The sequence below is a fragment of the Microbacterium xylanilyticum genome, from assembly GCF_054654695.1.
In genome coordinates this window covers 1,116,944-1,143,472 of sequence record NZ_BAAIEN010000002.1, presented here as the reverse complement: position 1 = coordinate 1,143,472, position 26,529 = coordinate 1,116,944, and the positions used below count along the sequence as shown (strand labels likewise).

Sequence of the window (26,529 nt, the reverse complement as noted above, 5' to 3'; positions counted from 1 at the left end):
GCTTCGGCACGCGCCGAAGGCGGTGCGATGGCGGCCGCCGCGGCAGCGGGCACGCTCGTGCGCGTCCCCGGCCGCGGGCGGCGGGTGCTCGGCTGGATCGTCGTGATCGGCCTCGTCCTCGTCGCCACCGCGGCCGGGCTGCTGCTCAGCGCGCCGTCGGTCGCACAGCGCGACAGCCTGGATCCGGAGCGTCCCGGTCCCGGCGGCATGCAGGCACTCGCCCAGATCCTGCGGCAGCAGGGTGTGACGGTCGACGTCGTCCGCAGCCGCGCCGACGCCGAGCACCGGCTCGACGACCGCACCACGCTCGTCATGAGCGATCCGTATCCGCTCACCGACGCGGCCGCCGGGAAGCTGATCGACGCGGCGAGCGACGTGGTGCTGGTCTCGCCGAGCGCCCGCATGCTGCGGATGCTGGATCTCGGCGCGTACGCGTTCCCGTCCTCCCCGCCGACCGTCCGCCCCGACTGCTCCGTCGCCGCCTTCGCGCACGTGGGCACGATCGCGCCGGGACAGCTGTTCGCTCCGGCGCCGGGCGTCACCGCCTGCTTCGGGGACGACGACGGCGCGGCCGTGCTGATCGCGGACGCGGACGGCGGACGCCGCGCGATCGTCGACGGCGCCGCGCTGTTCACCAACGAGCGGCTCGCCCAGCACGGCAACGCAGCGCTCGGCCTCGCCCTGCTCGGGCATCGTCCGCACGTGATCTGGTACGTGCCCTCGTACGACGACACCGACCGCGAGGACGTCGACGTGCCGAAGAGTCTCGCGGATCTCACCCCCGGCTGGGTGACCCCAGTGATCGTGCTGGGCATGTCCACGGCTCTGCTCGCCGCCGTGTGGCGCGGGCGCCGGTTCGGTCCGCTCGTCGCGGAGACCCTGCCGGTGACGGTCCGCGCCTCCGAGACGATGCTCGGCCGCGCCCGGCTCACCGCGAAGGCGGCCGACGCCGCACACGCCGCGGAGGCACTGCGCGCGGGAACTCTCGCCCGCCTGGCCTCCCGGCTCGGGCTCGCCGCCCGCGCGGACCCGGGGGCGGTCGCCGACGCGGCGGCGGACCGGATCCGCGTCGATCGCGCCGCCTGCCGCGCCCTGCTGGCGGGCGGGCTGCCGGGCACCGACGCCGAACTCGTGCCCTACGCCCGCCGCCTCGCCGAGCTGGAGACCGCCGTCGAGAACGCCGTCCGCATCGAAAGGAGCAGCCCGTGACCGACCGTGAGGGCTACCGCCCCGCATCCACCGCCGCGCCGGGATACCCGCCGGCGCCGCCCGCACCTCCCGCCGCGCCGGCGCCGGCCGTGCAGACGGGTGCGACGACGGCCGCCGCATCCGCCCCGTCGACGCCCGCGGCGCCCGGATCCGAGGACGCGGCACTGCGGCAGGCCATGCAGCGCGTGCGCGCGGAGGTGGACAAGGCCGTCGTCGGCCAGGCCGGCACCGTGACCGGGCTGCTCGTCGCCCTGCTCGCGCGCGGCCACGTGCTGCTGGAGGGTGTGCCCGGCGTCGCGAAGACGCTCGTGGTGCGCTCGTTCTCCCGGGCGCTCGGCCTCGACACGAAGCGCGTGCAGTTCACGCCCGACCTGATGCCCGGCGACGTCACCGGGTCCCTCGTCTACGACGCGCGGACCGGTGAGTTCGAGTTCCGCCGCGGCCCGGTGTTCACGAACATCCTGCTCGCCGACGAGATCAACCGCACCCCGCCGAAGACGCAGGCCGCGCTGCTCGAGGCCATGGAGGAGCGCCAGGTCTCCTCCGACGGCGCCAGCCTGCCGCTGCCGGACCCGTTTCTCGTCGCGGCGACGCAGAACCCGATCGAGCACGAGGGCACCTACTCCCTGCCCGAGGCCCAGCTCGACCGCTTCCTGATGAAGCTCGTCGTCGGGATGCCCGAGCGCGACGCCGAGGTGTCGGTGCTGCGCCGCCACGCCGACGGCTTCTCCCCTCGCGAGCTCACGGATCTGCATCCCGTGGTCACCGCCGAGGAGATCCTCGCCGCGCAGCAGGCCGCCGGGAGGGTGCAGGTGACGGACGACGTGCTCGGCTACGTGGTCGACCTCGCCCGCGCCACCCGGCAGTCGCCGTCGGTGCAGCTCGGTGCCAGCCCTCGCGCGTCCACCGCGCTGCTCGCCGCGGCGAAGGCGTGGGCGTGGCTGAACGGCTCGACCGCGGTCACCCCCGACCACGTGCAGACCATGCTGATCCCCGTGTGGCGGCACCGCCTGCAGCTGCGTCCCGACGCCGAGATGGAGGGCGTCTCCGCGGACGCCGTGCTGACGAGCGTGGTGCAGCAGACCCGCGTGCCGATCTGAACCCCGGAGCCGCCGCATCATGTTCCTCACCGGCCGCCTGGTGATTGTCGCCGCGTTCGGCGTCGTGCCGATCGTGCTGCTCGGCATGCTCGGAGCGCCGCCGTGGTTCGTGCTGCTCGGCTGGCTCGCGCTGTGCGCGGTGCTGGTCGGGATCGACGTGCTGCGCGCCGCCGCGCTCGGGGCGCTGCGCATCACCCGCGAGGTGCCGAACCGCGGCCGCCAGCTCGAGCCGGTCGCCGCGGCGGTCATCGTGCAGAACCTCGGCGAGCGCCCCCTGCGCGGGTGCCTCCGCGACGCTTGGCAGCCGACCGCCGGTGCCGCCGCGCGCGGCCGCGCGCGGCTGGACGTGCCCGCGGGCGAGCGGCGCCGGCTGACGATCGCGCTGCTCCCCCGGCGCCGCGGGGAGCTGAGCAGCGAGTTCGTCGCCGTGCGCTCGACCGGACCGCTGGGGCTGGCCGGGCGCCAGGGCCGGCACAGGGTGCGCGGCGCGATCCGGATCCTCCCGCCGTTCACGTCGCGCCGGCACCTCCCGTCGCGCCTGGCGCGGCTGCGCGAGCTGGACGGCAACACCAGCGTGCAGGTGCGCGGCCAGGGCACCGAGTTCGACTCGCTGCGCGAGTACGTGCGCGGCGACGACGTGCGCTCGATCGACTGGCGCGCCACCGCCCGCGCCGGCACGACCATGCTGCGCACGTGGCGGCCGGAGCGCGACCGCCACGTGGTGATCCTCATCGACACGGGCCGCACGGCGGCCGCCCGCGTCGGCGATGGCACGCGGCTCGACGCGGCGTACGAGTCGGCGCTGCTGCTGGCCGCGCTGGCCCAGCGCGCCGGCGATCACGTGCACCTGCTGCTGTTCGACCGCGCCGTGCGCGCCCGCGTCAGCGGCGTCGAGGGACCGGCACTGCTGCCCGCGCTCTCGGACGCGATGGCGCCGGTGCACGCGCGCCTGGTCGACACCGGCTGGGGTGCGGCGTTCGCGGCGATCCGCACCGTCACGACCCGCCCCTCCCTCATCGTGGTGCTCACCGCGCAGGACGCGGTGGAGGGCGCGCGCTCCTTCCTCGGCGCGTTCCCGAACGTCTCCCGCGCGACGACGATCCTCGTCGGATCCGCGACCGACGTCTCGATCGACGACCTCGTGCGGGCCCGCGATTCCCGGGAGGACGTGTACCTCGCCGCCGCGGCGGAGCGGACCCTCGCCGACGCCGCCCGGGTCGCCGATGCGATCCGTCGCGCGGGGGCCGAGCCGCTCGCCGCGGATCCCGACGACCTGCCGCCGCGCATCGCCGACCGCTATCTCGAGCTCAAGGCCGCCGGCCGCCTCTGACGCCGGCCCCACCGCGTCCCCCAGATCGCGAGACTGCAACGGAGCGACGAGACCGCGACAGTCTGCTGCAGTCTCATAGCGTGGGTGCAGTCTCGCGGATCCAGCGGGGCGACACGCCCGCGCACCCACCTTTTCCTGAATCATTCAGAAAAAGACTACGGTGGGCGCATGGACACCTCGGCGATCATCCGCGGCGCAGGGCTGCGGGTCACGGTGCAGCGCATCGCCGTGCTGCAGGCGCTGGCGCTCGCGCCGCACAGCTCGGCGGACCGGATCCACAACGCGGTCGCCGGTGCCGACATCGCCCTGCCGACCGTGCACGCGATCCTCGGTGATCTCGCCGCGGCGGGGATCATCCGCCGGGTGAGCCTGCCCGATGCCGACCGCGCGCTGTTCGAGGTGGAGCCGCACGACAACCACCACCACATGCAGTGCGTGCGGTGCGGCCGTCTGGAGGTCGTCGCGTGCGCCGTCGGCGCTTCCCCGTGCCTGCACCCCTCCGAAGACCACGGCATGCGCCTGTTGGAGGCGTCCGTCACCTATCGCGCGATCTGCGCCGCCTGCGACGAGGTGCACACCGCCGCCTGACCGAGAATTGCGCCGCCCGCTCCGGATGCGTCCGGAGCGGTGACCGCCGCACCGTGACCGACCCCAGAAGAGAAAGGATCTGCGATGTCACTCGACACTGCATCCGAGATCAGCACCGCATCCGCGAACGCCGCGGAGTGCCCGATCGATCACGCCGGCACGTCCCGGCCCGCCGGCCGCCGCACCGGCAACACCGACTGGTGGCCCGAGCGCCTCAACCTGCGCCAGCTCGCGAAGAACCCCGCGGTCGGAGACCCCTACGATGAGGACTTCGACTACCGCGCCGCGTTCGAGGCGCTCGACCTCGACGCGGTGAAGAAGGACATCGCGGCCCTGCTCACCGAGTCCCAGCCGTGGTGGCCCGCGGACTTCGGCCACTACGGCCCGCTCATGATCCGGATGGCCTGGCACTCTGCGGGCACCTACCGCGTGTTCGACGGCCGCGGCGGCGGCGGAACCGGCCAGCAGCGCTTCGCCCCGCTGAACAGCTGGCCCGACAACGTGGGCCTGGACAAGGCCCGCCGCCTCCTCTGGCCGGTGAAGAAGAAGTACGGCAAGGCGCTGAGCTGGGGCGACCTGATGATCCTCGCCGGCAACGTCGCGCACGAGGAGATGGGCATGCCCACCTTCGGCTTCGCGGGCGGCCGTCCGGACGTGTGGGAGCCGGACGACGACGTGTACTGGGGATCCGAGAAGATCTGGCTCGACTCCAGCGCCCGGATCTCGACCGACGAGCAGGGCGAGCGCTCGCTCGAGAAGCCCCTCGCCGCCACCATGATGGGTCTCATCTACGTCAACCCGGAGGGCCCCGAGGGCAACCCGGATCCGCTTCTCGCCGCGAAGGACATCCGCGAGACGTTCGGGCGCATGGCCATGAACGACGAGGAGACCGTCGCCCTCATCGCGGGCGGGCACACGTTCGGCAAGACCCACGGCGCCGCCCCCGAGGCCGGCAACGTCGGCGAGTCGCCCGAGGGCGCCCCGATGGAGCAGATGGGCCTGGGCTGGAAGAGCAGCCACGGCACCGGCCACGGCATCGACGCCATCGGATCCGGTCTCGAGGTCACCTGGACCTACCACCCCACCCGCTGGGACAACGAGTTCTTCCACATCCTGTTCGCCTACGACTGGGAGCTCACCACCGGCCCCGGCGGCGGCAAGCACTGGAAGCCGAAGGACGGCGCAGGCCTCGACATGGTCCCCGAGTCGCAGGGCGGGGGCCGCCGCGAGCCGCGCATGCTCACCACCGACCTGGCGCTGCGCGAGGACCCGATCTACCGCGAGATCTCGCTGCGGTTCAAGGACGACCAGGCGGCGTTCACCGACGCGTACAGCCGCGCCTGGTTCAAGCTCACCCACCGCGACCTCGGCCCGAAGAGCCGCTACCTCGGCCCCGAGGTCCCCGCCGAGGACCTGCTCTGGCAGGATCCCGTGCCGGCGCACACCGGCGCGCTCATCGGCCCCGCCGAGATCGCCGATCTGGAGCAGCGCATCGCCGCCACGGGCCTCAGCGTCTCCGACCTCGTCTCCACCGCCTGGGCCGCGGCCGCGTCCTTCCGCGGCAGCGACAAGCGCGGCGGGGCGAACGGCGGCCGGATCCGCCTCGAGCCGCAGCGCAGCTGGGAGGTCAACCGCCCCGCCGAGCTCGCGCGCATCATCCCGGTGCTCGAGGGCGTGCAGGAGGCGTTCAACGCCGCCGGCGGCGCGCAGGTCTCCTTCGCCGACCTCGTGGTGCTCGCCGGCAACGTCGGCGTGAAGCAGGCCGCCGCCGCGGCCGGACGCGCGGTCGAGATCCCGTTCACGCCGGGGCGCACCGACGCGACGCAGGAGCAGACCGATGTCGAGTCCTTCATGTACCTGAACCCGCAGGCCGACGGCTTCCGCAACTACGTCAGCGACGTGGCGCGCGCCATCCCGGCCGAGCAGCTCCTCGTCGACCGCGCGAACCTGCTCACGCTGTCCGCGCCGGAGATGACGGTGCTCGTCGGCGGTCTGCGCGTGCTCGGCACCAACTGGGACGGATCCGCCTACGGCGTGCTCACGAAGACCCCGAGCGCGCTCACGAACGACTTCTTCGTGAACCTGCTCGACCTGAACACGACGTGGAAGCCGCTGGATCCCGGATCCCACGCGTTCCAGGCGACCGACGACGTGACCGGCGAGAAGACGTGGGTGGGCACGCGCGCCGATCTGGTGTTCGGCTCGAACTCCGAGCTCCGCGCGCTGGCCGAGGTCTACGCCAGCGACGACGCCCGGGAGAAGTTCGTCGACGACTTCGTGAAGGCGTGGGTCAAGGTCGCCGAGCTCGACCGCTTCGACGTCCGCTGACCTCGAGGATCGATCCGGATCCGGTCCCTGAGCCCGTCGAAGGGCCTGGATCCGGAACCACGACGGCCCGTCCCGATCCGGGGCGGGCCGTCGCCGTTGCCGGGCGCGCCGCGGCTTCGCCGGTAGTCTCGCTCACGGACGGCGCCGCGGCGCCCGAGAGCAAGGAGTCCCATGTCCTCCCCCATCGACGCATCGGCGGCCCCCGCGTCGCCGCTCGTGCCGCGCCTCGTCGCCGAGGGGCTGGGCACCTTCCTGCTCGTCGCCGCCGGAATGGGCACGGCCCTTTTCGCGTCGGGCCGGTTCACGGATCCCGGGGCGCAGAGCGCGGTCTACCTCGCCGTGGCGTTCGCCGTCGGCCTGTCGGTGCTGGTGGGCGTCTACGCGTTCGGTCCGATCTCGGGCGGTCATTTCAACCCGGCCGTGACGCTCGGCGCGGCTGCGGCGGGCCGCATCGCCTGGAAGGACGTCGGGCCGTACATCGTGGCGCAGTGCGTCGGCGGCGTCGTCGCGTCGACGGTGCTCACCCTGATCGGCACGTTCGGGCCCGACGGCTGGCTGCCCCGCGCGCAGGACGCGGGCTTCGCGAGCAACGGCTGGGGGACGCTCTCCCCCGGCGGCTTCGGCGCCTGGGCGGCGATCATCGCCGAGGTCGTCTTCACCGCCCTGTTCCTGTTCGTGATCCTCGGGGTCACCCACCCGGTGCGCGGCACGCCTTTCGCGGGCATCGCGATCGGCCTCACCCTGTCCCTGGGCGTGCTGGCGACGCTGCCGATCGACAACGCCTCCCTGAACCCGGCCCGCTCGCTCGCCACCGCGATCTACGGCGGCGTCGGCCCGCTCGCGCAGCTGTGGGTGTTCCTCGTGTTCCCCAGCGTCGGGGCCCTGATCGCGGGCTTCGCCTACCGCGCCCTCTTCGACGGGCGCGGCCCCGGCGAGATCCGGAGCTGACGCCACCGGCTCGCCGGAACAGGCTCAGCCCGCGGTGAGCGTCGGCGTGCCCGCCTCGAACTCGGTGAGGTCGCCCGTTTCGCCGAGGTGCTGCGCGCGGCGCCCCAGGATCAGCATGTAAGCGAGGAACACCGCCAGGGCGAGCGCGCCGATCCCGATCTTCACGGGCCAGGGCAGCCCCCATCCGGTCACGAATCCCTCGACCAGGCCGGAGAGACCGAGCGCGAAGACGAGGCCCAGCGCCACCGTGCCGAGGGAACGTCCGGCGGCGGCGAGCGCCTCGCCCCTGCTGCGCTCCCCGGGCACCAGCCATGCCCAGAAGATCTGCAGGCCCGCCGCGGCGGCCACGAAGATGCAGGTCAGCTCGAGCATGCCGTGCGGCAGCAGATAGAGCACGACGACGTCGCCGCGCCCGTAGGCGAACATGACGCCGACGGCCAGGCCGACGTTCACGGCGTTCTGCATGAGGACCGTGACCGGCCAGATCCCGGTGATGCCGAGCAGCACGCACTGCGCGGCGATCCACGCGTTGTTCGTCCACACCATGCCCGCGAACTCCGCCGCGGGGTTCTCGGTGTAGTAGTCGGTGAAGGCGTGCTCGGTGTAGTGCTTCAGGTCGGCCTTGGATCCGAGAGCCGCGACGAGAGCCGGATCCGAGGTGATCCAGATCGCGACCACGACGATCACGGCGAGGCTCGCGAGCGCGATGACGAGGGTGGTCCAGCGCAGCCGGTACAGAGCCGCGGGGAGCTGACGTGTGAAGAAGCGACCCGTCTGGCGCAGCACGTTGTCGCCCTGCCCGGTCAGGCGCAGCCGTGCGCGGGCGAGGATCGTCGACACGTGAGCGCTCTGCGGCGAGGAGCCGACGGAGCTGCGAAGGTCCGCGAGATCGGCGGACGCGGCACGGTATCGCGTGATCAGCTCGTCGACGCCGGCGCCGTCCAGTCGCTCCCGGCTGAGCTCGTCCAGGCGCGCCCACTCGCGGCTCCTGGCATCGGCGAGTGCGTCGGCGTCCACCTGCTTTACTGTACTCATGTCGGATGCCGCGCTCCCGAGCACCGCCGCGAGCGCGCACTCGGCGGCCCTCGACCGCGACGATGAGGTGCTCTCCGGCGAGGCGGTGGCCATCGAGGTGCAGCCGGTCGGGCTGTTCTTCCGGGCGCTGGGCGCGCTCATCGACGGTGCGCTGTGCTGGGCCGTGTTCGCCGGCTACCTCGTGGTGCGCCTCTGGCTCATCGTCACCGTCGGCGACCCCGCCCTCGACCGGATCCTGAGCGTCCTGGCGCTGGTGACCGCGTTCGTCGTCCTGCCCTGCGCGATCGAGACCCTCACGCATGGACGCAGCCTCGGCCGGCTCGCCGTGGGCGGCCGGATCGTGCGGGTCGACGGCGGTGCCGCCGGGTTCCGGCACGCCTTCATCCGCGCCCTCGTCGGCGTGTTCGAGACCTATCTCACCTTCGGCGCCGTCGCCTTCCTCACCGCGGCGTTCACGGCGCGCTCGCAGCGCCTCGGCGACCTCGTCGCCGGCACGTACAGCCAGAAGGTCCGCACCCCGCGGCTGAACCCGCGCCCGATCGCGATGCCGGCGGGGCTGGAATCCTGGGCCGCGATCGCCGACGTCGCGCGCATGCCCGATCGCCTCGCCCGACGCATCTCGCAGTTCCTCGACAGCGCGCCGCAGCTGCTGCCCGCCGCGCGCGCCCGGATCGCGTACGAGCTGCTCGCGGAGGCATCGGCGTACATCTCGCCGGTCCCGACGGCGCCGCCCGAGGCCGTGCTGGTCGCCGCGACCGTGCTGCGCCGGGAGCGCGAGAGCCGCGCGCTGCGCATCGCGGACGAGCGCGTGCGGAAGCTCAGCGGCGTGGACGTCGGCGGCTGAAGGTCGCGCCCAGGAACCGCCTGTGGATCGACGCTCTTCGGCGGATCCGTCAGGCCTGCAGCGTCTCGTGCCGGACGACGATCCAGCCGGCCGGCACGGAGAGACGCTCGGCGTGGATGGCGCACAGGTCGTGCGCGTGCGGGTCGTTCTCGACGCCGAGGGGGCCGAGCGCGGCCATCTGGTCGCCGTAGTCGTAGGTGAGGGTCGCCACGGCCTCGCGCGCGCAGCCCACCTTGGAGCAGAGTCGTCCGTACATCCCCTTCAGGGTAGCGGCCGGCATGCCGCCCGCCGCTTAGACTTGCCGCATGCGCCGTGCCCGTGGAACCCGTCGTGCCGCCGTCGCGCCGCGCCGCGGTGACCGCCACGGCCGGCACGGCCGCCTGGGCCGGAGTTCGGTCGTCCGCCCGCCGCTGCCGCCGCTGGACAGCCGCCTCGACACGTTCGATCTGCACGTCGGATCCGCGGTGGAGCTGCTGCGCTCGATGTGGCCCGAGCTGCGTCCCGTGCGCATCGAGATCGCCGCGATGCCGGCCCACGCCGATCCGGACGGCCTGCCCCGCTGGCTCGTGGACACCGCCGCGCAGCGCATCGTGCTGTTCCGGGTGCCGATCGAGCGGCTGCTCGAGCCCGGGCACGACGACGCGGCCCACCGCCGGGTCGCCATCGAGGGCGCGGTCTTCCGTGCCGCTGCGCAGTACATCGGACGCGAGCCGTGGGAGCTGGACCCGCGCGGCTTCGACACCGACGAGTGACGTCTCCGGTCGGCGCGCTCGACGCCCCGGCGGCCGCGCCCGCAGTCGGCTAGCGCTGATACACGGTGATGGGCGCCGCGGCGGCGTCCGCCGCCCACACCGGGTAACCCGCCAGCCGTCCGGTGCCGGAGTAGACCACGGCCGCCCGCACTGCCGTCGGCGACGTCAGCGTGTACACGGTGGAGGCGCCCACCGCGACCGTGGCCGCGCCGCCCGCCTTGAGGGCGATGCTCTGCGCCTTGCCCCCGCCGACGGGTGAGACCTGCACGGTCGTGGGCTGATCGGATGCGTTCTGCAGATGCAGCTGCGGCGACGGGCCGTCCGCCACGGCGAACGCGGTCTCCCCGGTGATCACCGGCGCGGGCGTCATCCAGGCGAAGTCCGAGCCCTTGACGAACCCGGTCGTCTGCCAGGCCGCGGCGACGACCGGCGAGGTCGCCGTCACGTCGATCGCGTACAGTCCGGGCTTCAGCGCGGAGAAGTTCACGGATCCGACCTGACCGGCGCGGAGCTTCACCGTCTTGGGATCCCCCACCCGCGATCCGTCCGCGGCGCTGCGGGCCTGCAGCGTCACCGCGGCGTCGGCATCCGGCGCCAGCAGGCGCACGGCGGTGGAGGCGTTGTCGTCGTCGTCGGAGCCCACGACCGCGTGCACGCCCAGCAGCGAGAAGTCCTTGAGCGGCTGCGCGATCGCCTCCTGCACGTCCACCCCGACGGGGTCCAGTGTGCGGATCAGGCTCGATTGCAGCGCCGCCCGCACCGGCGCTCCGCTGGAGGTCACCTTGACGACGGGGCTGCTCTCCCCGGCGGAACCCGCGACCAGGGGCACGGTCGACTGCGTCCGCGGGGGGACGACGAGCTCGGACGAGTGCGTACCGCCCTGGGAGCCGTACTCGGTGAGCACCACGTTCGCGGTCACCGCGCCCGGGTTCGCGATCATCAGGATGTCGCCCGAGCCGGTGGTGCCGGCCCCGCCCACGATCCACGACTCCATGCTGGGCGGCCGGCACGGCGAGGCCGCGAAACCGGCGAGGTCGTCGGCGCTCACCGTCAGCGACTGCGCCGCGGCGGCGAGCGCGGGCTTGCGGCCGTCCGGCGGGGCGCTGAATCCGGGAGCGGCGCCACCGTCCTGCACCCCGGACATGCCGAGCTGGATCGGGGTCAGCGTGGAGGATCCGGCGGCGCCGCTGACGAGCCGGGGCGTCGCCGCCACGCTGAGCTGCGTCGCCTGCGTGGCGTCGCGCCCGATGGCGAGGAAGGATCCGGTGCAGCTGAGCAGCGTGTCGCCGGCGACGGGCGTGACCCTGGCGTGCTGCGGAGCGTGCGCGATGGTGGGCCAGGCGGTCGGGATCGCGACGGCGGCACCCGCCACGCACGCGGCGGAGACCACGGCGCCGGCGATGAGACGGGCACCCGTGGCGATGACACGGGCGGAGGTCCTGGTGCTCATTCGTCGCCCTCCTTCGCGGACGCGGATCCGGGATCCCCGTGGGCGGCGCGCGCCACCTCAGCCGGTTCGCCGTGCTCGATGTCGGCATCCGCCGGGGTGTGTTCCTGGGGCTGGGCCTCGGAGGGAGCCGCCTCGGGTTCCTCGGGCGCGCTGCCCTGCGGTTCCTCGGGCTGCGGCTCGGAGGGAGCCGCCTCGGGTTCCTCGGGCGCGCTGCCCTGCGGTTCCTCGGGCTGCGGCTCGGGCGCGGCGTCCTGTGTCTCCTCGGGCCGCACCTCGGCTCCGTCCTGCGCCTCTTCGGCTGCGGCCCGGTCCGCCTCGCCCGGAGCGACCGCGCCGGGGATCACCAGCGACGCCGCGGGGGCCTTGCGCTTCCGGGGCGTGCGCACCGGTCGTTCGCGTTCCGGCTTGGACTTCGCCGGCCGGGGTGCACGCTCGGGGAGTACGCCGATCGCGCGCGGGACGCCGCGTGCCGCGCGGCGGGACGCACGGGTCGGGATGGACAGCAGCAGCGCCGCGATCAGCACGACGAGCTCGACCGTGACGACGAGCTGCGCGGTGGCGCGCTGGCCCGTGCTGAGCTCGGCGCGGGGCGAGGGCTCGGCCTCCATGCGCCAGAGCACGCCGCGGGGCGTCTCCCCCACCCGCACGAATCCGGTGCGCTGGTCCAGCGCGGTCGCCGACTGCAGCCGCAGCGTCCGTGCGGCCGAGGTCTCCTTCTCCGCCGCGGATTCCACGAGCACGAAGCGCACGCCGAGCGCGCCCAGCGCCTTGGGAGCATCGAACTGCCGCGGCGACACGAGATCCACGGAGAGCTCGGAGATGTCCGCGCCCTGCACGGCGGTCGCCGTGGTGAGCATCGTCGCCTGCGCTCCGAGCGTCGCGCTCGCGCCCCAGACCACGGTGGTCGCGAGGGAGCCGTTGGGCTGCGCGCTCAGCACCAGGGTGCCCAGCTCTCGATCGGCGCGCGCCTGCGCGTTCACATAGGCGGGCAGAGTCGTCAGGGCGCCGCGGTGGATCGCCGCATCGCCGGTGACGAGCGCGACGCCGGTCGGCACCGCGCAGACCACGACCCCGACGGCAGCGACGACCGCGGCGAGACCGCGCCACGCGGGGCGCGTGATCGCGCAGTCCAGCGTGACGAGCGCACCCCCGAGTGCACCGATCCAGGCGAGGCTGAGCGCCGTCCCGGGCCAGATCGGCACCGGCTGGGATTGCGTGAACGCGACGGCGATGCCCACGACCGCGAACGCCGTGGCGAGTCCCGCCGCGGCGACGAGAAGGGAGCCGATCCCGACGCTCCAGCGCCGCGTGATCGTCGAGACGAGCGCCAGCAGGCCGAGCGGGGCGACGAGCCAGAGCACCCAGGGAGCGCTCTGCACCTGCAGAAGCGCCGGCCAGCCGGCCTGGTCCATCGTCGGCAGCCCGCTCAGCAGCGCCAGCCGACCGGCGGCATCCGGGGTCGCCTGCGGCGCGGCCACGATCGCTCCCGGATCCGACAGCAGGCTCCACAGCGTGCCGTGCGCCGCCTGCCAGATCGCCAGCGGCGCGAAGACGACCACCGCCGGGATCAGCACCCACACCATACGCACGGCGCCACGCACCGAGCGACGGGCCAGCAGCCACACGATCGCGATCAGCCACAGCAGCACGAACGCCGGGGCGAGCGATGGAGCGCAGGCGAGCCCGGCCGCGATCAGCAGCGACGCCGCGCCGGCAGCGCCCCAGGAGCGGTGGGCGACGAGGGCGGTGTGGAAGACCCAGGGCAGCAGCAGGTGCAGCAGCACGGCGGCGGGACGCCCTTCGGAGAGCGCCGCGAGGAACGTCGGGGCGAGCGCCCACACGGTGCCGGCGAGGATCCGCAGTCCCGGACGATCGGTGATCCGTGTGGCGGCGAACCAGCCGCCAAGCATCGCGAGCGGGAACGCGGCGACCCACAGCAGGACCAGCGCGAACGAGGGCGACCCCGGCCACAGCGACCCGAGCATCGCGATGACGCCGGCGAACGGATCCGCGGGGCCGACTACATCGACTCCGAAGCCGCGCAGGCCGTAGGCGGCGTCGCGCCACAGCGCCGCGACGGTCTGCCGCAGCGGCAGCAGGGCGCCCCCTCCGAGGGCCGGCCACGCCAGCAGCGACGCGAACAGCGCCACGCCGGCGACCAGCGCCGCGAGCACCGCCCAGGCGCCGCCGCCGGAGAAGAAGCCGAGCTCCTCGTGCACGCCCGCCTCGGTGCCGTGGCCGTCGTCGAGGCGCTCGCGCAGCTGCGACCGCGTCATCCGCAGCGGTGCGATGCTCGCCCACGTCGCGCTGCGCTCCGCGCGGATCGCCCGGCGCGAGCGAGCCACGGCGGCGCCGGAGGCCATCGCGACCGCGGCCGCGCCCCACTCCGGCAGCACCGCGGCGGGACGCTTGCCGGTGAGATGCGTGATGGAGCGCCAGAGCGCGAGCGGCAGCAGCGAGAGCCAGTGCAGCGGAACGGCAGCAGCGGGCGCATAGCTCAGGCGGCGGTGCAGCTGCGCACGACGTCGGGCGAACGCATCGGCAGCCGTGCCCTCCGTCGCGGCGGCGTCGTCGACAGCGATGCGGGCCCCCGCCGCCAGCACCATGCGTCCGCCGGCCAGACGCGCACGGATGCCGAGGTCGAGGCCCTCGTCGCGCCCGCCCAGGCCGGGGTCCGGACGCAGCCCGCGACCCGCTCTCACCAGCATGCCGCGCACGTCCGCGCCGAGCGCGTCGTCCTGTCCGTCGTGCTGGCCCTGATCGAGCTCGCCGCGCGCGGGATCGACCGCGCGTCCGAATCGCGTCATGCTCTGCCCGAAGGACGCGATGCGGTGCTCGTCGACATCGCTGAGCAGCTTCGGCGCCGCGATCGCCGCGGCGGGCGAGCGCTCCAGTGCGCCGGCGAGCTGCTCGAGGGCGGCGGGAGCGGGCGCGCAGTCCTCGGTGAGGATCCACAGGGCCGCATCCTTCGCGACGCGGGGAAGGGCCAGCGCCACCGCCGAGGCGAGCGTCGTCGACGCCTTGGTCTCGATCACGGCTTCCGCCGCCTGCGCGACGCGCGCACTGCTGCGGAGCGCTGAAGAGGGCCCGCAGGCGACGATCGTCAGCGCGTCGGGCCGACGCGTCTGCGCCGCAAGCGCATCGAGGGCGCGCAGCAGGCGCGCGAGGGAGGTCGACCCCGGACGGGCGACGAGGACGGCGTGTACACGGGCAGACATGACGGGGTCAGCCTAAGCGGGCAGGCGTGGCGGGTCGGATTCCGGCTGGGCGCGTCCCCGATTTCCCGGCGGACGCATCAGTGCGCAGCGGATCCCGTCCCGGTCGACGGGCCCCGTCGACGCCTCAGACGGCGCGGCGCTTGAGCTTGCGGCGCTCGCGCTCGGACAGGCCGCCCCAGATGCCGAAGCGCTCGTCGTTGTTCAGCGCGTACTCGAGGCACTCCCCTCGGACGTCGCAGGAGGTGCAGATCCGCTTGGCGTCGCGGGTCGATCCGCCCTTCTCCGGGAAGAAGGCCTCCGGGTCGGTCTGGGCGCACAGCGCCTCGCTCTGCCAGGCGAGGGCGTTGTCATCCTCGGTCGGACGGCGGACGCCCGGCACCCCCAAGTGGACCGGATCGACGAACCAGTCGTCGGGAACGTCTGAACGGTAAGCCGTCATGTCGCCCTCTCCCTCGTTTCCCCCCGGGTGCCCCGCGGGCCGCGTCGCATAACTAATTACACCCGTGTCATTCCCGTGGGTCAAGTCGCGGATCGTAAACCCTCAAGCATCCGTTGAACGTTCTTCGACGCACCCGGCGTGTCGCATCGGCGTGTCGGAGACCGGCTCGTGCTCCCGCCCGGCGAAGGCCCGCGGGGTACTCTGAACCACGATGGCGCAGCACTCCCGACTCTCCACGGCACCCCCGCCGAGCGCACCGGCACGCGAGTCCACCGGGCACCTGCTGCTGCGCGCGCACATCGTGCTGCTGCTGTTCGGCGTGTTCGCGCACACGGCGGTGTTCAACCTCCTCGGCCTCGACGGGGCAGCGGTCGTGCTCGGCGTGCTGCTGCTGGGCACCCTGGGCCTCGCCGTGCCGCGGATCGTGCTGGCGCGCCCGGTGCGGTTCCCCTGGCGGCGGCTGCCATGGACCGCCCTCGGATACCTGGCGCTCGCCCTGCTGTCCGTGCTGTGGTCGGGCTGGCCGGCGGCGACGCTGCTCACGTGGGCGCTGAATGCGCCGATCACCGTGGTGGCGCTGTTCATCGCGTTCACGCTGAGCTGGCACGAGATCGCGCGCGCGCTCGCCAGCGCGCTGAAGTGGGTGATCGGCCTGTCGCTGCTGCTCGAGCTGTGGGTCGCCCTGGTCCTGCGCCATCCGCTGCTGCCGTTCTTCTCCGACCTGCCGCCGGGCAGGCCGGATCCGCACTGGTACTGGGTGCGCGGGGATCTGCTCGACGGCGGACGGGTGCAGGGCATCGTCGGAAACTCCAACACCCTGGGCATCCTGTGCGCGATCGCGCTCGTGGTCTTCGCGCTCCTGTACGCGCAGGGGGCGCGACGGCGGCCCGCGCTGCTCGTCTGGATCGTGCTGGCGGGGTTCCTGCTCCTGCGCGCCGGATCCGCCACGGCGTACGCCTCCCTCGCCGTGGGGGCGCTGGTGCTCGGCGCCGCGCTCCTCATGCGCCGCGCGGAGACCCCGCGTGGCCGGGGCAGGATGTACGCCCTGTTCAGCGTCGTGGCGCTCGTCGGGGCAGCGGCGATCTGGCTCGCACGGGACGCGATCTTCGGGGCCCTCGGCAAGTCGAGCGACCTCACCGGCCGCGTCGAGATCTGGCGCAAGGTGTGGGAGCGCGCCGTGCAGCACCCGGTGTTCGGCAACGGCTACTCCTCCCCCTGGGTTCCCTGGGACCCGGCGTTCCACGGCTGGATCGTCGACCATCGCATCACCGTGTTCATGGCGCACAACATGTGGCTGGACGCGTTCCTGCAGCTCGGCGCGGTCGGCGTCCTGCTCATCGCCATCGTCTTCTTCGCCTTCGCGTGGCGGGCGTGGTTCTTCGCCGTCGACCGGCCGCGATGGGATCTCGTGCGCGACCGTCCGTACGCTGCGCTCTCCCTGCTGCCGACCGTGCTCGTCGCGATGCTCCTGGTGCTCGGCCTCGCCGAATCCACGCCGATCATGCTGTGGGGCTGGCTGCTCGTGATCCTGCTGTCGTTCAAGATGAAGATCTCGCCGTTCGTGGGATCCGGTCCTGGCGAGGGCGCGCCGCCGCAGTCGCGCCGGCGGACCGCATGACCACTCCCCGGCGGCGATTGGCGAGGACGCTCGCCTCGGTCGAGATGGCCCGCGCCTACACGACCTGCGCGCTGCTGTCGGTGTTCGGCTCGTTCGCGATCGGCGCGTTCACGTCGCCGGCCACCCGGAACACGATCATCGCCGTGCTCTGCGTGATCGGCCTCGGGATCCTGTGGGTGCGGCGGGAGGAGCTCAGCCCGCTGCGCATCGCGCCGTCGACCCTGCTCGCCTTCCTCGCCTGGACCCTGACCAGCACGCTCTGGTCCACCGCGCCCACCGCGACCGTGAAGGGCTGGGCCGCCCTCGCCGGCTACGCGATCATCGCCGTGGTCATCGGCCACATCAGGGACACCCTGCAGACCGTGCGGGCGCTCGGCGACGCCCTGCGGATCCTGCTCGCCGCGTCGGTCATCGCCGAGATCATGAGCGGCATCCTCCTCGACATGCCGTTCCGCTTCCTCGGGATCCAGGGCAGGCTGGCCGAAGGCGGACCGATCCAGGGGCTGTTCGGCACGCGCAACATGCTCGGGCTCATCGCGGTGATCGCGGTGATCACGTTCGTCGTGGAGTGGCGTTCGCAGTCGCTCGCCGCGGCCATCGCGATCCCCTCGGTCGTCGTCGCCGGGTTCCTCGCCCTGTTCTCGGCCTCCCCCACCGTGCTCGTGCTGGCCACCGTCGTGGGCATCGCGAGCGTGGCTCTCGTGATGGTGCGCCAGACGGCACCCGCGAAGCGCCGCCCGCTGCAGTGGACGATCGGCACCGGCGTGCTGGTCGCCCTCATCGCGGCGGCGGTGCTGCGCCAGCGCATCATCGCCCTGCTCGACGCCGGGAGCGACTTCAACAATCGGGTCGAGCTGTGGACGACGCTGCTCGGCTACGTGCAGCAGCGCCCGTCGCAGGGATGGGGCTGGTTCGGACTGTGGAACGACGACCTGTATCCGTTCAACAGCATCAACTACTTCACGAACGACCATCACGGCAGCGCACTGAACGCGTTCTTCGACGCCCTGCTGCAGGTCGGCGGCGGGGGCCTGCTGCTGTTCAGCCTGCTCGGCGGCATCGCGCTGGTGCGGGCCTGGCTCGTCGCGAGCGTGCGCCGCTCGGTCGTCTACGCATGGACTCCCCTGGTGCTCGTGGCGCTGGCGGTGGACTCGGCGTTCGAGAGCTTCACGCTCACCGGCCCCGGCTGGTTCCTGCTCGTGCTGTGCGCGCTGCGCGCCGGGCAGTCGCGATCCTGGCGGGAGAACATCGACGCGGTGCAGACGAGCTCTACGCCGCTGCCCGATCGCTGAGGCGTCGGCACCGCGCGAGGCACGGCGGAACACGAAGGAGCGACGGGTAGTCTGGTTGGAGCCGCGGTTCAGCGCGCAACTCACCTCATTGGAGCCTCCGTCTTGACCCACGTTCTGCAGAATGTCGTGTTTCCCCTGGAACGGGACCCAGACCTTCTTCCGCTCTACACGGATCCCGAGACTTGGTCGGTCATCGATGACGCGCCCGTGCGCTTCTCCGCGCGCGCTCACCTCGGCGACGTGCTGGGGCGGTCTCGCGCACGGATCGGCGCCGGACGCCGGATCTCCTTCGCGTCCTATTTCAACGCCTTCCCCGCCTCCTACTGGCAGCACTGGACCGAGGTGCGCACTGTCCGGCTGACGGTGCGCACCCAAGGGCGCGCCACGGTGGTGGTGTACCGCTCGACCGGAACCGGAATTCGGCAGCGCATCGCAACGCGCGAGGTCGACGGCACCGCCGAGAGCGCTTTCGACCTCACCCTGAACCAGTACAGCGACGGTGGCTGGATCTGGTTCGACATCGTGACCGACCGCAACGAGGCCACGTTCGAGGGCGGCGAATGGACGACCGAACACGAGCCGGTGCGCGTGGGCAAGGCATCTTTGGGGATCACGACGTTCAACAAGCCCGACTATTGCGTACGAACCCTCCGTGCGCTGATCGACGCCCCGGACGCCCTCGAGGTCATCGACCGCATCTTTGTCATCGATCAGGGCACGCAGCGCGTGGACGAGCGGGATGAGTATCCGGCGATCGCTGAAGATCTCGGGGATACGCTGCAGATCATCACACAGCCGAACCTGGGCGGATCCGGCGGCTTCTCGCGAGCGATGCTGGAGACTCTGCAGCGCCCGGATAGCGATTTCGTGCAACTGCTCGACGACGACGTCCGGATCGAGCCGGAGTCGCTGCGCCGCTCGATCACGTTCGGTCGCTTCGCCACGGTGCCGACCCTGGTCGGGGCGCACATGTTCGATCTGCTCGACCGGCCCAAGCTGCACGCGTGGGCGGAGGTCGTGGACCAGGCGCCGTTCATGTGGCGCACCCTGTTCCAGGAGGACATGCCGCACGACTTCTCGGCGACGAACCTCCGCCAGGACCCGATCCTGCACATGCGCTTGGACGCGGACTACAACGGCTGGTGGATGTGCCTCATCCCCGTCGAAGTGATCCGTGCTGTCGGTTTGTCCCTGCCGGCGTTCATCAAGTGGGACGACGCCGAGTTCTGCCTCCGCGCCGGCGAGGCCGGATTTCCGACGGTGTCGCTGCCCGGCGTCGCGCTCTGGCACGTGTCGTGGGTCGGCAAGGACGACTCGATCGACTGGCAGGCCTATTTCCACGCCCGCAATCGGATCGTGAGCGCACTTCTGCACTCGCGCGTGCCGCAGGGCGGCACGCTCATCCGGCATAGCCGTCGTGTCGACCTCAAGCACTTGATGATGATGCAGTACTACCCCGTCGCTCTCCGGATGAAGGCGCTCCGCGACGTGCTGTCCGGACCCCGACACCTCCGCGAGAACCTCGGCACCGCGATGCCCGAGGCGCGTGCTCTCGCCTCCTCGTTCCCGGAGACGCGGACATACAGCGATACCGGGGTGCCGATGCGCACTCGCCAGGGGCGTATCGAGCTGCGGCCCACCAAACCACAGGATCTCGACAATCCGACCGGTCTGCGGCTCCGGTGGTTCACGGCCTACACGCTGCTCGCGCACTGGTTCCGCGGCAGCAGCCCCCGCGACGAGGAGATGCCCGAAGTCGAGTTCGGCAAGGGAGACGCGCACTGGTGGCGGGTACCGTGCTTCACGAGCGCCCTCGTCAGCGCCGCCGACGGTTCGGGGCACAACGTCTACATCCGCGACCGCCGGAAGTTCCGCTCCCTGCTGATGCAGAGTCTTCGCCTGCACCGCGAGCTGCAGCGCCGCTGGCCTCAGCTCCAGCAGGAGTACCGGGACGCCCTGCCCGAGCTCGTCTCGAGCGAATCGTGGCGGTCGACCTTCGAGGAGAGCGCATGACCCCGGTCGGTACCGGCTTCGACCCGTCCACGGCGACGATCGTGATCGTCACCTTCAACCGCTCGCATCTGCTGCAGGGACTGCTGGAGAGCATCGTGCGGATGGACCCGAAGCCCGGCAGAGTCGTCATCATCGACAACGCCTCCTCGGACGACACCACCGACGTGGTCGACAGCTTCCGCTTGCGCATCGGCACCGAGATCGTGTACCGCCGCCTGGAGACGAACACAGGAGGATCCGGCGGGTTCAGCGAGGGCATGCGCACCGCGTACGAGCTCGGATCCGAATGGATCTGGATGATGGACGACGACGTGGAGGTGCTTCCGGACGGCCTCGCCCGCATGGGCGCCTGGGCGCCGCGCTTCAAGAGCATCCAGGGCCGGCGCTACGACTACGACGGCAGCGCGTTCTACTGGCAGTACCGGATCGCGGAGAGGATGGGCATCCCGATCCCGTTCGCCCCGGCGGGCTTCGACGCCACGGGCTTCAAGCCGATGAACAGCGGCTGCTTCGAGGGCATGTTCATCCACCGGTCGATCGTCAAGGAGATCGGGCTCCCCGATCCGCGCTTCTTCATCTACTGGGACGATCAGATGTACGGCTGGCTCGCCTCCCGCCGCACCCAGGCCGTGATCGTGGACGAGTTCGTGCTCCGCCGCACGCGCGAGATCCGGCAGTGGGACATGGGCATCCGGCACATGAACGCCTCCAGCAACGCGTACCGGTACTACATCATGCGCAACCGCGCGTACCTGAAGCAGTACTACCGCGTGCACGAGGTCTACAACCCCGTGCTGTTCGGGCTCGGCACCGCGATGACCTTCGCCAAGGAGCTCATCCGCCTGATCTTCGTCGAGCGCACCGTGCGCGGCACCAGCAACCTGTTCCGCGGTCTGCGCGACGGCGGGAAGATCGGCCGCGACCGCAGCTGGCGCCCCATGCCGGCCCTGGAGGACTGATGAGCGAGCAGAAGCCGGAAGCCGTCTGGATCTTCCCGGAGGAGCCGAAGCGGCGCGGCGGCCGCATCGCCCTGATCATCGGGCTGGTCGTCGCGGCGCTGATCGCCGCCGCCGTCGTGGTGCTCTTCCTCATCCCGCACGGCGACGGAGCACCGGCGCCGACGCCGACCCCCTCGGCCTCCGCGTCGACGTCGGCGACCCCGACCGTCTCGCCCCGTCCGACGACCACCCCGACCGCTCTGCCGACGACCCCGGCGACCACGCCGCCGCCAGTTCCGGATCCTTCGGTCGACCAGTTCCGCACCCAGGTGCAGCCGCGTCTGGACGATGCGTCCCGCGGTCTCGGCATCGCGCAGGGCCAGAGCGGCGACACGGCCGTGCAGGTCATCGACTCGCTGCAGACCGACGCCCAGTACCTCGCCGGGCAGGCCCCGCCGTCCTCGATCGCCTCCGCCTGGGGCCAGGCGGTCAACACCTACGCGACGAAGCTGCAGGCGCTGCGCGCGGCGTATGCGGGCGGCACGGATGCGTCCGCCGCGCTCGCCGACGCGCGATCCGCTCTCGAAGGGCTCCGCGGGCTCGTCGGGCTCTGACCCCGCGACGGCTCCTGGGCGATCGTCATGACGAGCGCTCAGGAGTTGTCGGCGTTGTACCGGTCCAGCACCTCGGCGATCGGCGCATCCAGCACGAGGGCGCCCTTGTCCAGATACAGCCCCCGCGTGCAGAAGCGACGCAGGTCCTTCTCGTTGTGCGAGACGAAGAACAGCGTGCGACCGTCGGCGAGCAGCTCGTCGATGCGCCGGTAGCACTTGTCCCGGAAGGCCTTGTCGCCCACCGCGAGCACCTCGTCGACGAGCAGGATGGGCTCCTCGAGCTGCGACACCACGGAGAACGCCAGGCGCACCTTCATGCCGTTGGAGAGGTGCTTGTACGGGGTGTCCTGGAACTTCTCCAGCTCGGCGAAGTCGATGATGTCGTCGTAGCGCGCGGAGACCTCGGCGCGCCCCATGCCGTGCAGCCCCGCCGTGAGGCGGACGTTCTCGCGCACGGTGAGGTCGCCGACGAACCCGCCGGTGAGCTCGATGAGCGGTGCGACGCCCCCGTGCACGCGCACGTGCCCCTCATCGGGCAGCAGCACGCCCGCGACGAGCTTCAGCAGCGTCGACTTGCCCTGTCCGTTGCGGCCGACCACTCCGATCGCCTCGCCGTGGCGCACGCGGAACGACACGCCCCGCAGGGCCCAGAACTCCCCCGGGCGATTGCGCCGCTTCTTGCCGGCGAAGAGGTCCTTGACACTGCGCCGGCCGCGTCGGCCCAGGCGGAACCGCACGCCGAGCCCGTCGACCTCGATCGCGGTGCGCTCCTCGGCCATCACAGCTCCTTCAGCACGTCGCGCTCGAGCGAGCGGAAGGTGAGCAGGCCGAGCGCGAGGAAGACCAGGGTGACGACGGCGCCGATGATGACCGGCTCCGGTTGCCACTGCCCCGGGAACAGGCCCACGCGGTACAGCGTGAAGATGCCGGACAGGGGGTTGAGCGCGCCGAGGAAGTGCAGCTGGTGCGGCAGGTCCCGGAAGCCGTAGATGATCGGCGAGACGTAGAACAGGGCGCGCAGGATCAGGGCCGTGGTGCGCTCGAGATCGGTCCAGAGCACGCACAGCGGGGCGATGAGCAGGCCGAGCCCGATCAGCAGCACGGTCTGCCAGATCATCGCGACCGGGAACAGCAGCAGCGACCAGTTCGCCTGCGCGCCGGCGAACACCGCGAAGAGCACCAGCACCGGGATCGCAAAGGTGAACTCCAGGCCCTTGGTGAGGATGACGCGGACCACCCAGATCGACCGCGGGATCGCCGTGGAGCGGATCAGCCGCGCATCCTTCTTGAACGCCCGGGTGAACTCGCCCACCGCCGTGTTGAACCACACCCAGGGCAGCAGCGCCGTGATGAGGAAGACGATGTAGGGCTGCTCCCCGACCTGACCGCGGTGGAACACCTGGGTGAACACGAACCAGTAGATGGCGCTCATCACGAGCGGATCCAGGACCGACCACAGGTATCCGAGCACGCTCGTCGCATACCTCACCCGGAGGTCGCGCGCCGACAGCAGCCAGAGGGAGTGGAAGTAGCGTCGGGAGATCCCGCCTCCGCGCACTTCGGTCACCGTCACGCTCCGATCCTATCGAGGCCCGGGACGGCCACCCGGCGCCGCCTCGCGGCGATCACGACAGCCTCGTCAGCTGGGCCCGCAGAGGACCGGCGAGCCGGGTCGTGAAGGCATGGGTGAGGTGGTTGTCGTCCAGGTAGAGCGCGAGGTTCCCCGAGCGCGTGATGCAGCGGCCCTGCGGGCAGATCCACGGGGTGAAGTCCACCGGGATCACGCGGTCGCCGAGACCGTCCACCGGGTTGCTCGCGGCGAGCGCGGACCCGACGGCCCGGTCGCAGTCGAGCCGGTCCAGCGCGCACTGGTACAGATCGGACTGCGAGCGCGGGTTGTCCCGGACGGCGATCACCGCGATGCCGGCAGCCTGGAACTCGTCCACGAGGTCGGACGCGCCCTCGATCAGCTGCTCCCCCGGGTCGTCGGCGACGGCCGCCGTCATCACCGTGTAGACCGCGGCGGGCTTGAGCGCGACGACCTGATCGATCGCCGCCCTCCGCCAGTCCGCGCACTTGTCGGCGAGCTCGGTCCCGGGCGGGTGATCCGCGAGCGAGCAGCCGCCGTGCAGGAGCGAGACGAGGCCCCACCCCTTCTGCTCCGCGACGGGCATCAGCGCGCCGAGCATCTGCTCCGTGTGCGAATCGCCGACGGCGACGACGAGCGTGGCCGCATCGGCCGCGCCCGGAGTCTGGGCGCAGCCCTCCTGGAGCGACTCGTCCTGCGGCGCCAGCCGTCCGGAGCACGCCTCCTCCAGGGAGACCCACTCGTCGTCCAGGTCGATCGGCTGCGGGACGAGCGGCCCGGTTCCCGGCGGCGCTGCGGTCTTCGCCACATCGCTCGTGTCGCGCGCTGCGGCGGCGGCCTCATCCGCCTGGATCCGGGTGATCGTCTGCCACGGGACCAGGACGGCCGCGACGAGCACCACGCACGCGAGCAGCACGCCCGCGTTGCGCTGCCACGCGCGCGGTGCGCCCGCCCTCGGCATGAGCGGCTTCTCGACGCACACGCGCAGGATCCGGGCCATCACGAAGGAGGCGGCCACGACCGCGGCCCCGGTGAGGATGTCGGCCCGCGTGCGGCCCAGCACGGTCAGGGTCAGGATGAGGATCGGCCAGTGCACGAGGTACAGCGCGTAGGCGTCCTTGCCCATCGCGCGGATGGGCCGGGCCCCGAGCAGACGCGAGGGTCCCCAGCCGCCGTCGTCCGCGCCGCCGATGATGACGAACGCCGTGGCGAGGACCGGCCACAGCGCCAGATAGCCGGGGAAGCCCCCGCGGACGTCGATCACGATGCCGCAGATGAGGATGGCGATGAGCCCGATCCAGCCGAGCACGGCGCGCACGGCCTTCGGCAGCCGGATGCTCGGGAGCGCCAGCGCCACCAGCGACCCCGCCGCGAACTCCCAGAGGCGGGTGCGGGTGTCGAAGTACGCGAGCGTCTGGATCTCCTGCGTCTCGATGATCGAGAAGGTCAGCGAGCCGGCGAAGACCATGCCGAACAGGATCGCGAGGATCACCGTCGGCGAGCGCTTCAGCCGGCGCGCGAGGACGGCGCCGAGGAGGAAGATGAACGGCCAGAGCACGAAGACCTGGCCCTGCACGGAGAGGGACCAGAAGTGCTGCAGCGGCGAGGGCAGCGCCTGATCCCGCGCGTAGTAGTCCACCCCCGTCGCCGCGAGCACCCAGTTCTGCACGTAGCCGACGCTGGCCCATCCCTCGCGCCACAGCTGCGGCCAGGCGGTGGCCGGCATGAGCAGCCAGGCGGCGCCCAGGACCGCGGCGATCGTCACCGCGGCGGCGGGCATCAGCCTGCGGAATCTCGCGAGCAGGAACGCCGGGATCCGCAGCGCCTCGCCGTCGCGGACGCGCCGGGCGAAGCTGAGCGTCAGGAAGAAGGCCGAGACGATCAGGAAGACGTCGACGCCGCCGGAGACCCGGTCGAACCAGACGTGGTAGACGACGACAAGGACGACGGCCACGGCCCGCAGACCGTCGATGTCGTTGCGGTACGCCATGCTCGGCGCGGAGTCCCCCCGACCTCCGCGAAGGGCGGAAGTCGACGCCGTCATGCGAGCTGGTTGTTCCACATCGACAGTGCGGACCCGATGGCCATGTGCATGTCCAGGTACTGGTAGGTGCCCAGGCGACCGCCGAAGAGCACGTCCTGCTCCCCCTTCGCGAGCTCGCGGTACGCGAGCAGCCCGGTGCGGTCGTTCGCGGTGTTGACCGGGTAATAGGGCTCGTCGCCGCGCTCGGCGAAGCGGGAGAACTCGCGCATGATGACGGTCTTGTCCGTCGGGTAGCGGTCGGCGCGCTCCGGGTGGAAGTGCTTGAACTCGTGGATGCGCGTGAAGGGGACGTCGGCGTCGGGGTAGTTCATCACACTCGTGCCCTGGAAGTCGCCCACGTCGAGCACTTCCTCCTCGAGGTCGATCGTGCGCCAGCCGAGCTCGCCCTCGGCGTAGTCGAAGTAGCGGTCCACGGGGCCGGTGTAGACGATCGGCACCTGGCCGACGGTCGCCTTCTTGTTCAGCGGCTGCGTCTCGTCGAAGAAGTCGACGTTGAGCCGCACGTCGATGTTGGGGTGGTCGGCCATCCGCTCGAGCCACGCGGTGTAGCCGTCGGTGGGAAGCCCCTCCCACGTGTCGTTGAAGTAGCGGTTGTCGTAGTTGTATCGCACCGGGAGCCGGCTGATGATGGACGCCGGCAGCTCGCGTGCATCGGTCTGCCACTGCTTGGCGGTGTAGTCCTTGATGAAGGCCTCGAACAGCGGTCGGCCGATCAGGCCGATTCCGCGCTCCTCGAGGTTCTTCGCCTCGTGCGCGTCGAACTCCCCGGCCTGGGAAGCGATCAGTGCCCGCGCCTCGTCCGGCGTGTACGCGGCGCGGAAGAACTGGTTGATGGTGCCGAGGTTGATCGGCAGCGGGTACACCTCGCCCTTGTGCGTCGAGTACACGCGGTGCACGTAGTTCGTGAAGGTCGTGAAGCGGTTCACGTACTCCCACACCGTCGGGTTCGACGTGTGGAAGAGATGAGCTCCATAGCGGTGGACCTCGATGCCGGTGGTCGGCTCGTCCTCGCTGTACGCGTTGCCGCCGATGTGATGACGGCGGTCGATGACCGTGACCTTGCGGCCCGCCGCGGCGGCGCGCTCGGCGATGGTGAGGCCGAAGAAACCCGACCCGACGACGAGAAGATCCATTCCCCCATCGTATCGGCGCGTACCTGAGCGCCGGTCTCAGGGGCGCGC

At 71.9% G+C, this 26,529-nt stretch carries 22 protein-coding genes; 13 read left to right on the top strand and 9 right to left on the bottom strand.

The annotated features are described in order from the left end of the window. Positions 1–27 precede the first annotated feature (27 nt). From ACYQ1L_RS05940 to ACYQ1L_RS05915, 6 genes are all read left to right on the top strand, one after another. Positions 28–1,209, top strand: coding sequence for a DUF4350 domain-containing protein (locus ACYQ1L_RS05940; RefSeq protein WP_460003317.1), 1,182 nt, complete (start codon positions 28–30; stop codon positions 1,207–1,209). 176 nt (positions 1,210–1,385) lie between these two features. Next, positions 1,386–2,309 (top strand): AAA family ATPase, encoded by a 924-nt coding sequence (locus tag ACYQ1L_RS05935; RefSeq protein ID WP_460005764.1) that lies wholly within the window; start codon positions 1,386–1,388, stop codon positions 2,307–2,309. 19 nt (positions 2,310–2,328) lie between these two features. Next, entirely contained in the window at positions 2,329–3,639 is a 1,311-nt protein-coding gene (locus ACYQ1L_RS05930; protein ID WP_460003316.1) for a DUF58 domain-containing protein, read from the top strand. Between the two features lie 168 nt (positions 3,640–3,807). Continuing rightward, positions 3,808–4,227 carry a Fur family transcriptional regulator gene (locus ACYQ1L_RS05925; protein ID WP_460003315.1) on the top strand — a complete coding sequence of 140 codons (420 nt, stop codon included), beginning with the start codon at positions 3,808–3,810 and terminating at the stop codon, positions 4,225–4,227. A gap of 84 nt (positions 4,228–4,311) precedes the next feature. Beyond that, positions 4,312–6,555, top strand: a complete 2,244-nt coding sequence (katG, locus tag ACYQ1L_RS05920; protein ID WP_460003314.1) for a catalase/peroxidase HPI — start codon at positions 4,312–4,314, stop codon at positions 6,553–6,555. A gap of 171 nt (positions 6,556–6,726) precedes the next feature. Next, the gene (locus ACYQ1L_RS05915; protein ID WP_460003313.1) at positions 6,727–7,503 is read left to right on the top strand and encodes an aquaporin; all 777 of its coding nucleotides are present in this window, start codon (positions 6,727–6,729) and stop codon (positions 7,501–7,503) included. Between the two features lie 24 nt (positions 7,504–7,527). Here the strand turns inward: ACYQ1L_RS05915 and ACYQ1L_RS05910 are convergent, their stop codons facing one another. Further along, positions 7,528–8,520 (bottom strand): stage II sporulation protein M, encoded by a 993-nt coding sequence (locus ACYQ1L_RS05910; protein WP_460003312.1) that lies wholly within the window; start codon positions 8,518–8,520, stop codon positions 7,528–7,530. A gap of 16 nt (positions 8,521–8,536) precedes the next feature. Here ACYQ1L_RS05910 and ACYQ1L_RS05905 point away from each other — a divergent pair, with 16 nt between their 5' ends. Next, on the top strand, positions 8,537–9,382 hold the full coding sequence (locus ACYQ1L_RS05905) for an RDD family protein (protein WP_460003311.1): 846 nt from the start codon (positions 8,537–8,539) through the stop codon (positions 9,380–9,382). 49 nt (positions 9,383–9,431) lie between these two features. On the opposite strand, the gene ACYQ1L_RS05900 is transcribed toward ACYQ1L_RS05905, so the two are convergent. Next, complete coding sequence (locus ACYQ1L_RS05900) at positions 9,432–9,638, bottom strand: DUF3499 family protein (protein WP_292718085.1); 207 nt, start codon at positions 9,636–9,638, stop codon at positions 9,432–9,434. Positions 9,639–9,687: 49 nt separating this feature from the next. Here ACYQ1L_RS05900 and ACYQ1L_RS05895 point away from each other — a divergent pair, with 49 nt between their 5' ends. Continuing rightward, the gene (locus ACYQ1L_RS05895) at positions 9,688–10,134 is read left to right on the top strand and encodes a hypothetical protein (RefSeq protein WP_460003310.1); all 447 of its coding nucleotides are present in this window, start codon (positions 9,688–9,690) and stop codon (positions 10,132–10,134) included. A 49-nt stretch (positions 10,135–10,183) separates the two neighbouring features. Here the strand turns inward: ACYQ1L_RS05895 and ACYQ1L_RS05890 are convergent, their stop codons facing one another. The 3 genes from ACYQ1L_RS05890 to ACYQ1L_RS05880 form a co-directional block, all read right to left on the bottom strand. Then, positions 10,184–11,584 (bottom strand): DUF5719 family protein, encoded by a 1,401-nt coding sequence (locus ACYQ1L_RS05890; protein WP_460003309.1) that lies wholly within the window; start codon positions 11,582–11,584, stop codon positions 10,184–10,186. After that, entirely contained in the window at positions 11,581–14,802 is a 3,222-nt protein-coding gene (locus ACYQ1L_RS05885) for a glycosyltransferase (RefSeq protein ID WP_460003308.1), read from the bottom strand. Before ACYQ1L_RS05885 ends, ACYQ1L_RS05890 begins: the two co-directional genes overlap by 4 nt. A 124-nt stretch (positions 14,803–14,926) precedes the next feature. After that, positions 14,927–15,241 carry a WhiB family transcriptional regulator gene (locus tag ACYQ1L_RS05880; RefSeq protein ID WP_159576474.1) on the bottom strand — a complete coding sequence of 105 codons (315 nt, stop codon included), beginning with the start codon at positions 15,239–15,241 and terminating at the stop codon, positions 14,927–14,929. 211 nt (positions 15,242–15,452) lie between these two features. Between ACYQ1L_RS05880 and ACYQ1L_RS05875 the strand changes: the two genes are divergently transcribed. The 5 genes from ACYQ1L_RS05875 to ACYQ1L_RS05855 all read left to right on the top strand — a co-directional run bounded on the left by ACYQ1L_RS05875 (position 15,453) and on the right by ACYQ1L_RS05855 (position 21,716). Next, the gene (locus tag ACYQ1L_RS05875) at positions 15,453–16,859 is read left to right on the top strand and encodes an O-antigen ligase family protein (RefSeq protein WP_460003307.1); all 1,407 of its coding nucleotides are present in this window, start codon (positions 15,453–15,455) and stop codon (positions 16,857–16,859) included. Next, positions 16,856–18,151 (top strand): O-antigen ligase family protein, encoded by a 1,296-nt coding sequence (locus ACYQ1L_RS05870; RefSeq protein WP_460003306.1) that lies wholly within the window; start codon positions 16,856–16,858, stop codon positions 18,149–18,151. The genes ACYQ1L_RS05875 and ACYQ1L_RS05870 overlap by 4 nt, the downstream gene beginning before the upstream one ends. 126 nt (positions 18,152–18,277) lie before the next feature. Then, positions 18,278–20,164, top strand: coding sequence for a glycosyltransferase (locus ACYQ1L_RS05865; RefSeq protein WP_460003305.1), 1,887 nt, complete (start codon positions 18,278–18,280; stop codon positions 20,162–20,164). Beyond that, positions 20,161–21,123 (top strand): glycosyltransferase family 2 protein, encoded by a 963-nt coding sequence (locus tag ACYQ1L_RS05860; RefSeq protein WP_460003304.1) that lies wholly within the window; start codon positions 20,161–20,163, stop codon positions 21,121–21,123. The genes ACYQ1L_RS05865 and ACYQ1L_RS05860 overlap by 4 nt, the downstream gene beginning before the upstream one ends. Next, positions 21,123–21,716, top strand: a complete 594-nt coding sequence (locus ACYQ1L_RS05855; protein ID WP_460003303.1) for a hypothetical protein — start codon at positions 21,123–21,125, stop codon at positions 21,714–21,716. The genes ACYQ1L_RS05860 and ACYQ1L_RS05855 overlap by 1 nt, the downstream gene beginning before the upstream one ends. Before the next feature lie 38 nt (positions 21,717–21,754). On the opposite strand, the gene ACYQ1L_RS05850 is transcribed toward ACYQ1L_RS05855, so the two are convergent. Genes ACYQ1L_RS05850 through glf form a run of 4 tightly spaced genes read right to left on the bottom strand, consistent with a single transcriptional unit; the run spans position 21,755 to position 26,481 of the window. Further along, positions 21,755–22,495 (bottom strand): ABC transporter ATP-binding protein, encoded by a 741-nt coding sequence (locus ACYQ1L_RS05850; RefSeq protein WP_460003302.1) that lies wholly within the window; start codon positions 22,493–22,495, stop codon positions 21,755–21,757. Next, the gene (locus ACYQ1L_RS05845) at positions 22,495–23,289 is read right to left on the bottom strand and encodes an ABC transporter permease (protein ID WP_460003301.1); all 795 of its coding nucleotides are present in this window, start codon (positions 23,287–23,289) and stop codon (positions 22,495–22,497) included. The genes ACYQ1L_RS05850 and ACYQ1L_RS05845 overlap by 1 nt, the downstream gene beginning before the upstream one ends. A 52-nt stretch (positions 23,290–23,341) precedes the next feature. Then, positions 23,342–25,294, bottom strand: coding sequence for an acyltransferase family protein (locus tag ACYQ1L_RS05840; RefSeq protein WP_460003300.1), 1,953 nt, complete (start codon positions 25,292–25,294; stop codon positions 23,342–23,344). Positions 25,295–25,344: 50 nt separating this feature from the next. Then, positions 25,345–26,481 carry a UDP-galactopyranose mutase gene (gene glf, locus ACYQ1L_RS05835; RefSeq protein ID WP_460003299.1) on the bottom strand — a complete coding sequence of 379 codons (1,137 nt, stop codon included), beginning with the start codon at positions 26,479–26,481 and terminating at the stop codon, positions 25,345–25,347. Positions 26,482–26,529: the final 48 nt, after the last annotated feature.

Coding starts and splice junctions, on each gene's coding strand:
- glf (WP_460003299.1), bottom strand. CDS start 26,481: ATGGATCTTCTCGTCGTCGGGTCGGGTTTCTTCGGCCTCACCATCGCC.
- ACYQ1L_RS05855 (WP_460003303.1), top strand. CDS start 21,123: ATGAGCGAGCAGAAGCCGGAAGCCGTCTGGATCTTCCCGGAGGAGCCG.
- ACYQ1L_RS05930 (WP_460003316.1), top strand. CDS start 2,329: ATGTTCCTCACCGGCCGCCTGGTGATTGTCGCCGCGTTCGGCGTCGTG.
- ACYQ1L_RS05860 (WP_460003304.1), top strand. CDS start 20,161: ATGACCCCGGTCGGTACCGGCTTCGACCCGTCCACGGCGACGATCGTG.
- ACYQ1L_RS05885 (WP_460003308.1), bottom strand. CDS start 14,802: ATGTCTGCCCGTGTACACGCCGTCCTCGTCGCCCGTCCGGGGTCGACC.
- ACYQ1L_RS05940 (WP_460003317.1), top strand. CDS start 28: ATGGCGGCCGCCGCGGCAGCGGGCACGCTCGTGCGCGTCCCCGGCCGC.
- ACYQ1L_RS05900 (WP_292718085.1), bottom strand. CDS start 9,638: ATGTACGGACGACTCTGCTCCAAGGTGGGCTGCGCGCGCGAGGCCGTG.
- ACYQ1L_RS05895 (WP_460003310.1), top strand. CDS start 9,688: ATGCGCCGTGCCCGTGGAACCCGTCGTGCCGCCGTCGCGCCGCGCCGC.
- ACYQ1L_RS05905 (WP_460003311.1), top strand. CDS start 8,537: ATGTCGGATGCCGCGCTCCCGAGCACCGCCGCGAGCGCGCACTCGGCG.
- ACYQ1L_RS05925 (WP_460003315.1), top strand. CDS start 3,808: ATGGACACCTCGGCGATCATCCGCGGCGCAGGGCTGCGGGTCACGGTG.
- ACYQ1L_RS05850 (WP_460003302.1), bottom strand. CDS start 22,495: ATGGCCGAGGAGCGCACCGCGATCGAGGTCGACGGGCTCGGCGTGCGG.
- katG (WP_460003314.1), top strand. CDS start 4,312: ATGTCACTCGACACTGCATCCGAGATCAGCACCGCATCCGCGAACGCC.
- ACYQ1L_RS05870 (WP_460003306.1), top strand. CDS start 16,856: ATGACCACTCCCCGGCGGCGATTGGCGAGGACGCTCGCCTCGGTCGAG.
- ACYQ1L_RS05915 (WP_460003313.1), top strand. CDS start 6,727: ATGTCCTCCCCCATCGACGCATCGGCGGCCCCCGCGTCGCCGCTCGTG.
- ACYQ1L_RS05880 (WP_159576474.1), bottom strand. CDS start 15,241: ATGACGGCTTACCGTTCAGACGTTCCCGACGACTGGTTCGTCGATCCG.
- ACYQ1L_RS05890 (WP_460003309.1), bottom strand. CDS start 11,584: ATGAGCACCAGGACCTCCGCCCGTGTCATCGCCACGGGTGCCCGTCTC.
- ACYQ1L_RS05935 (WP_460005764.1), top strand. CDS start 1,386: ATGCAGCGCGTGCGCGCGGAGGTGGACAAGGCCGTCGTCGGCCAGGCC.
- ACYQ1L_RS05840 (WP_460003300.1), bottom strand. CDS start 25,294: ATGGCGTACCGCAACGACATCGACGGTCTGCGGGCCGTGGCCGTCGTC.
- ACYQ1L_RS05875 (WP_460003307.1), top strand. CDS start 15,453: ATGGCGCAGCACTCCCGACTCTCCACGGCACCCCCGCCGAGCGCACCG.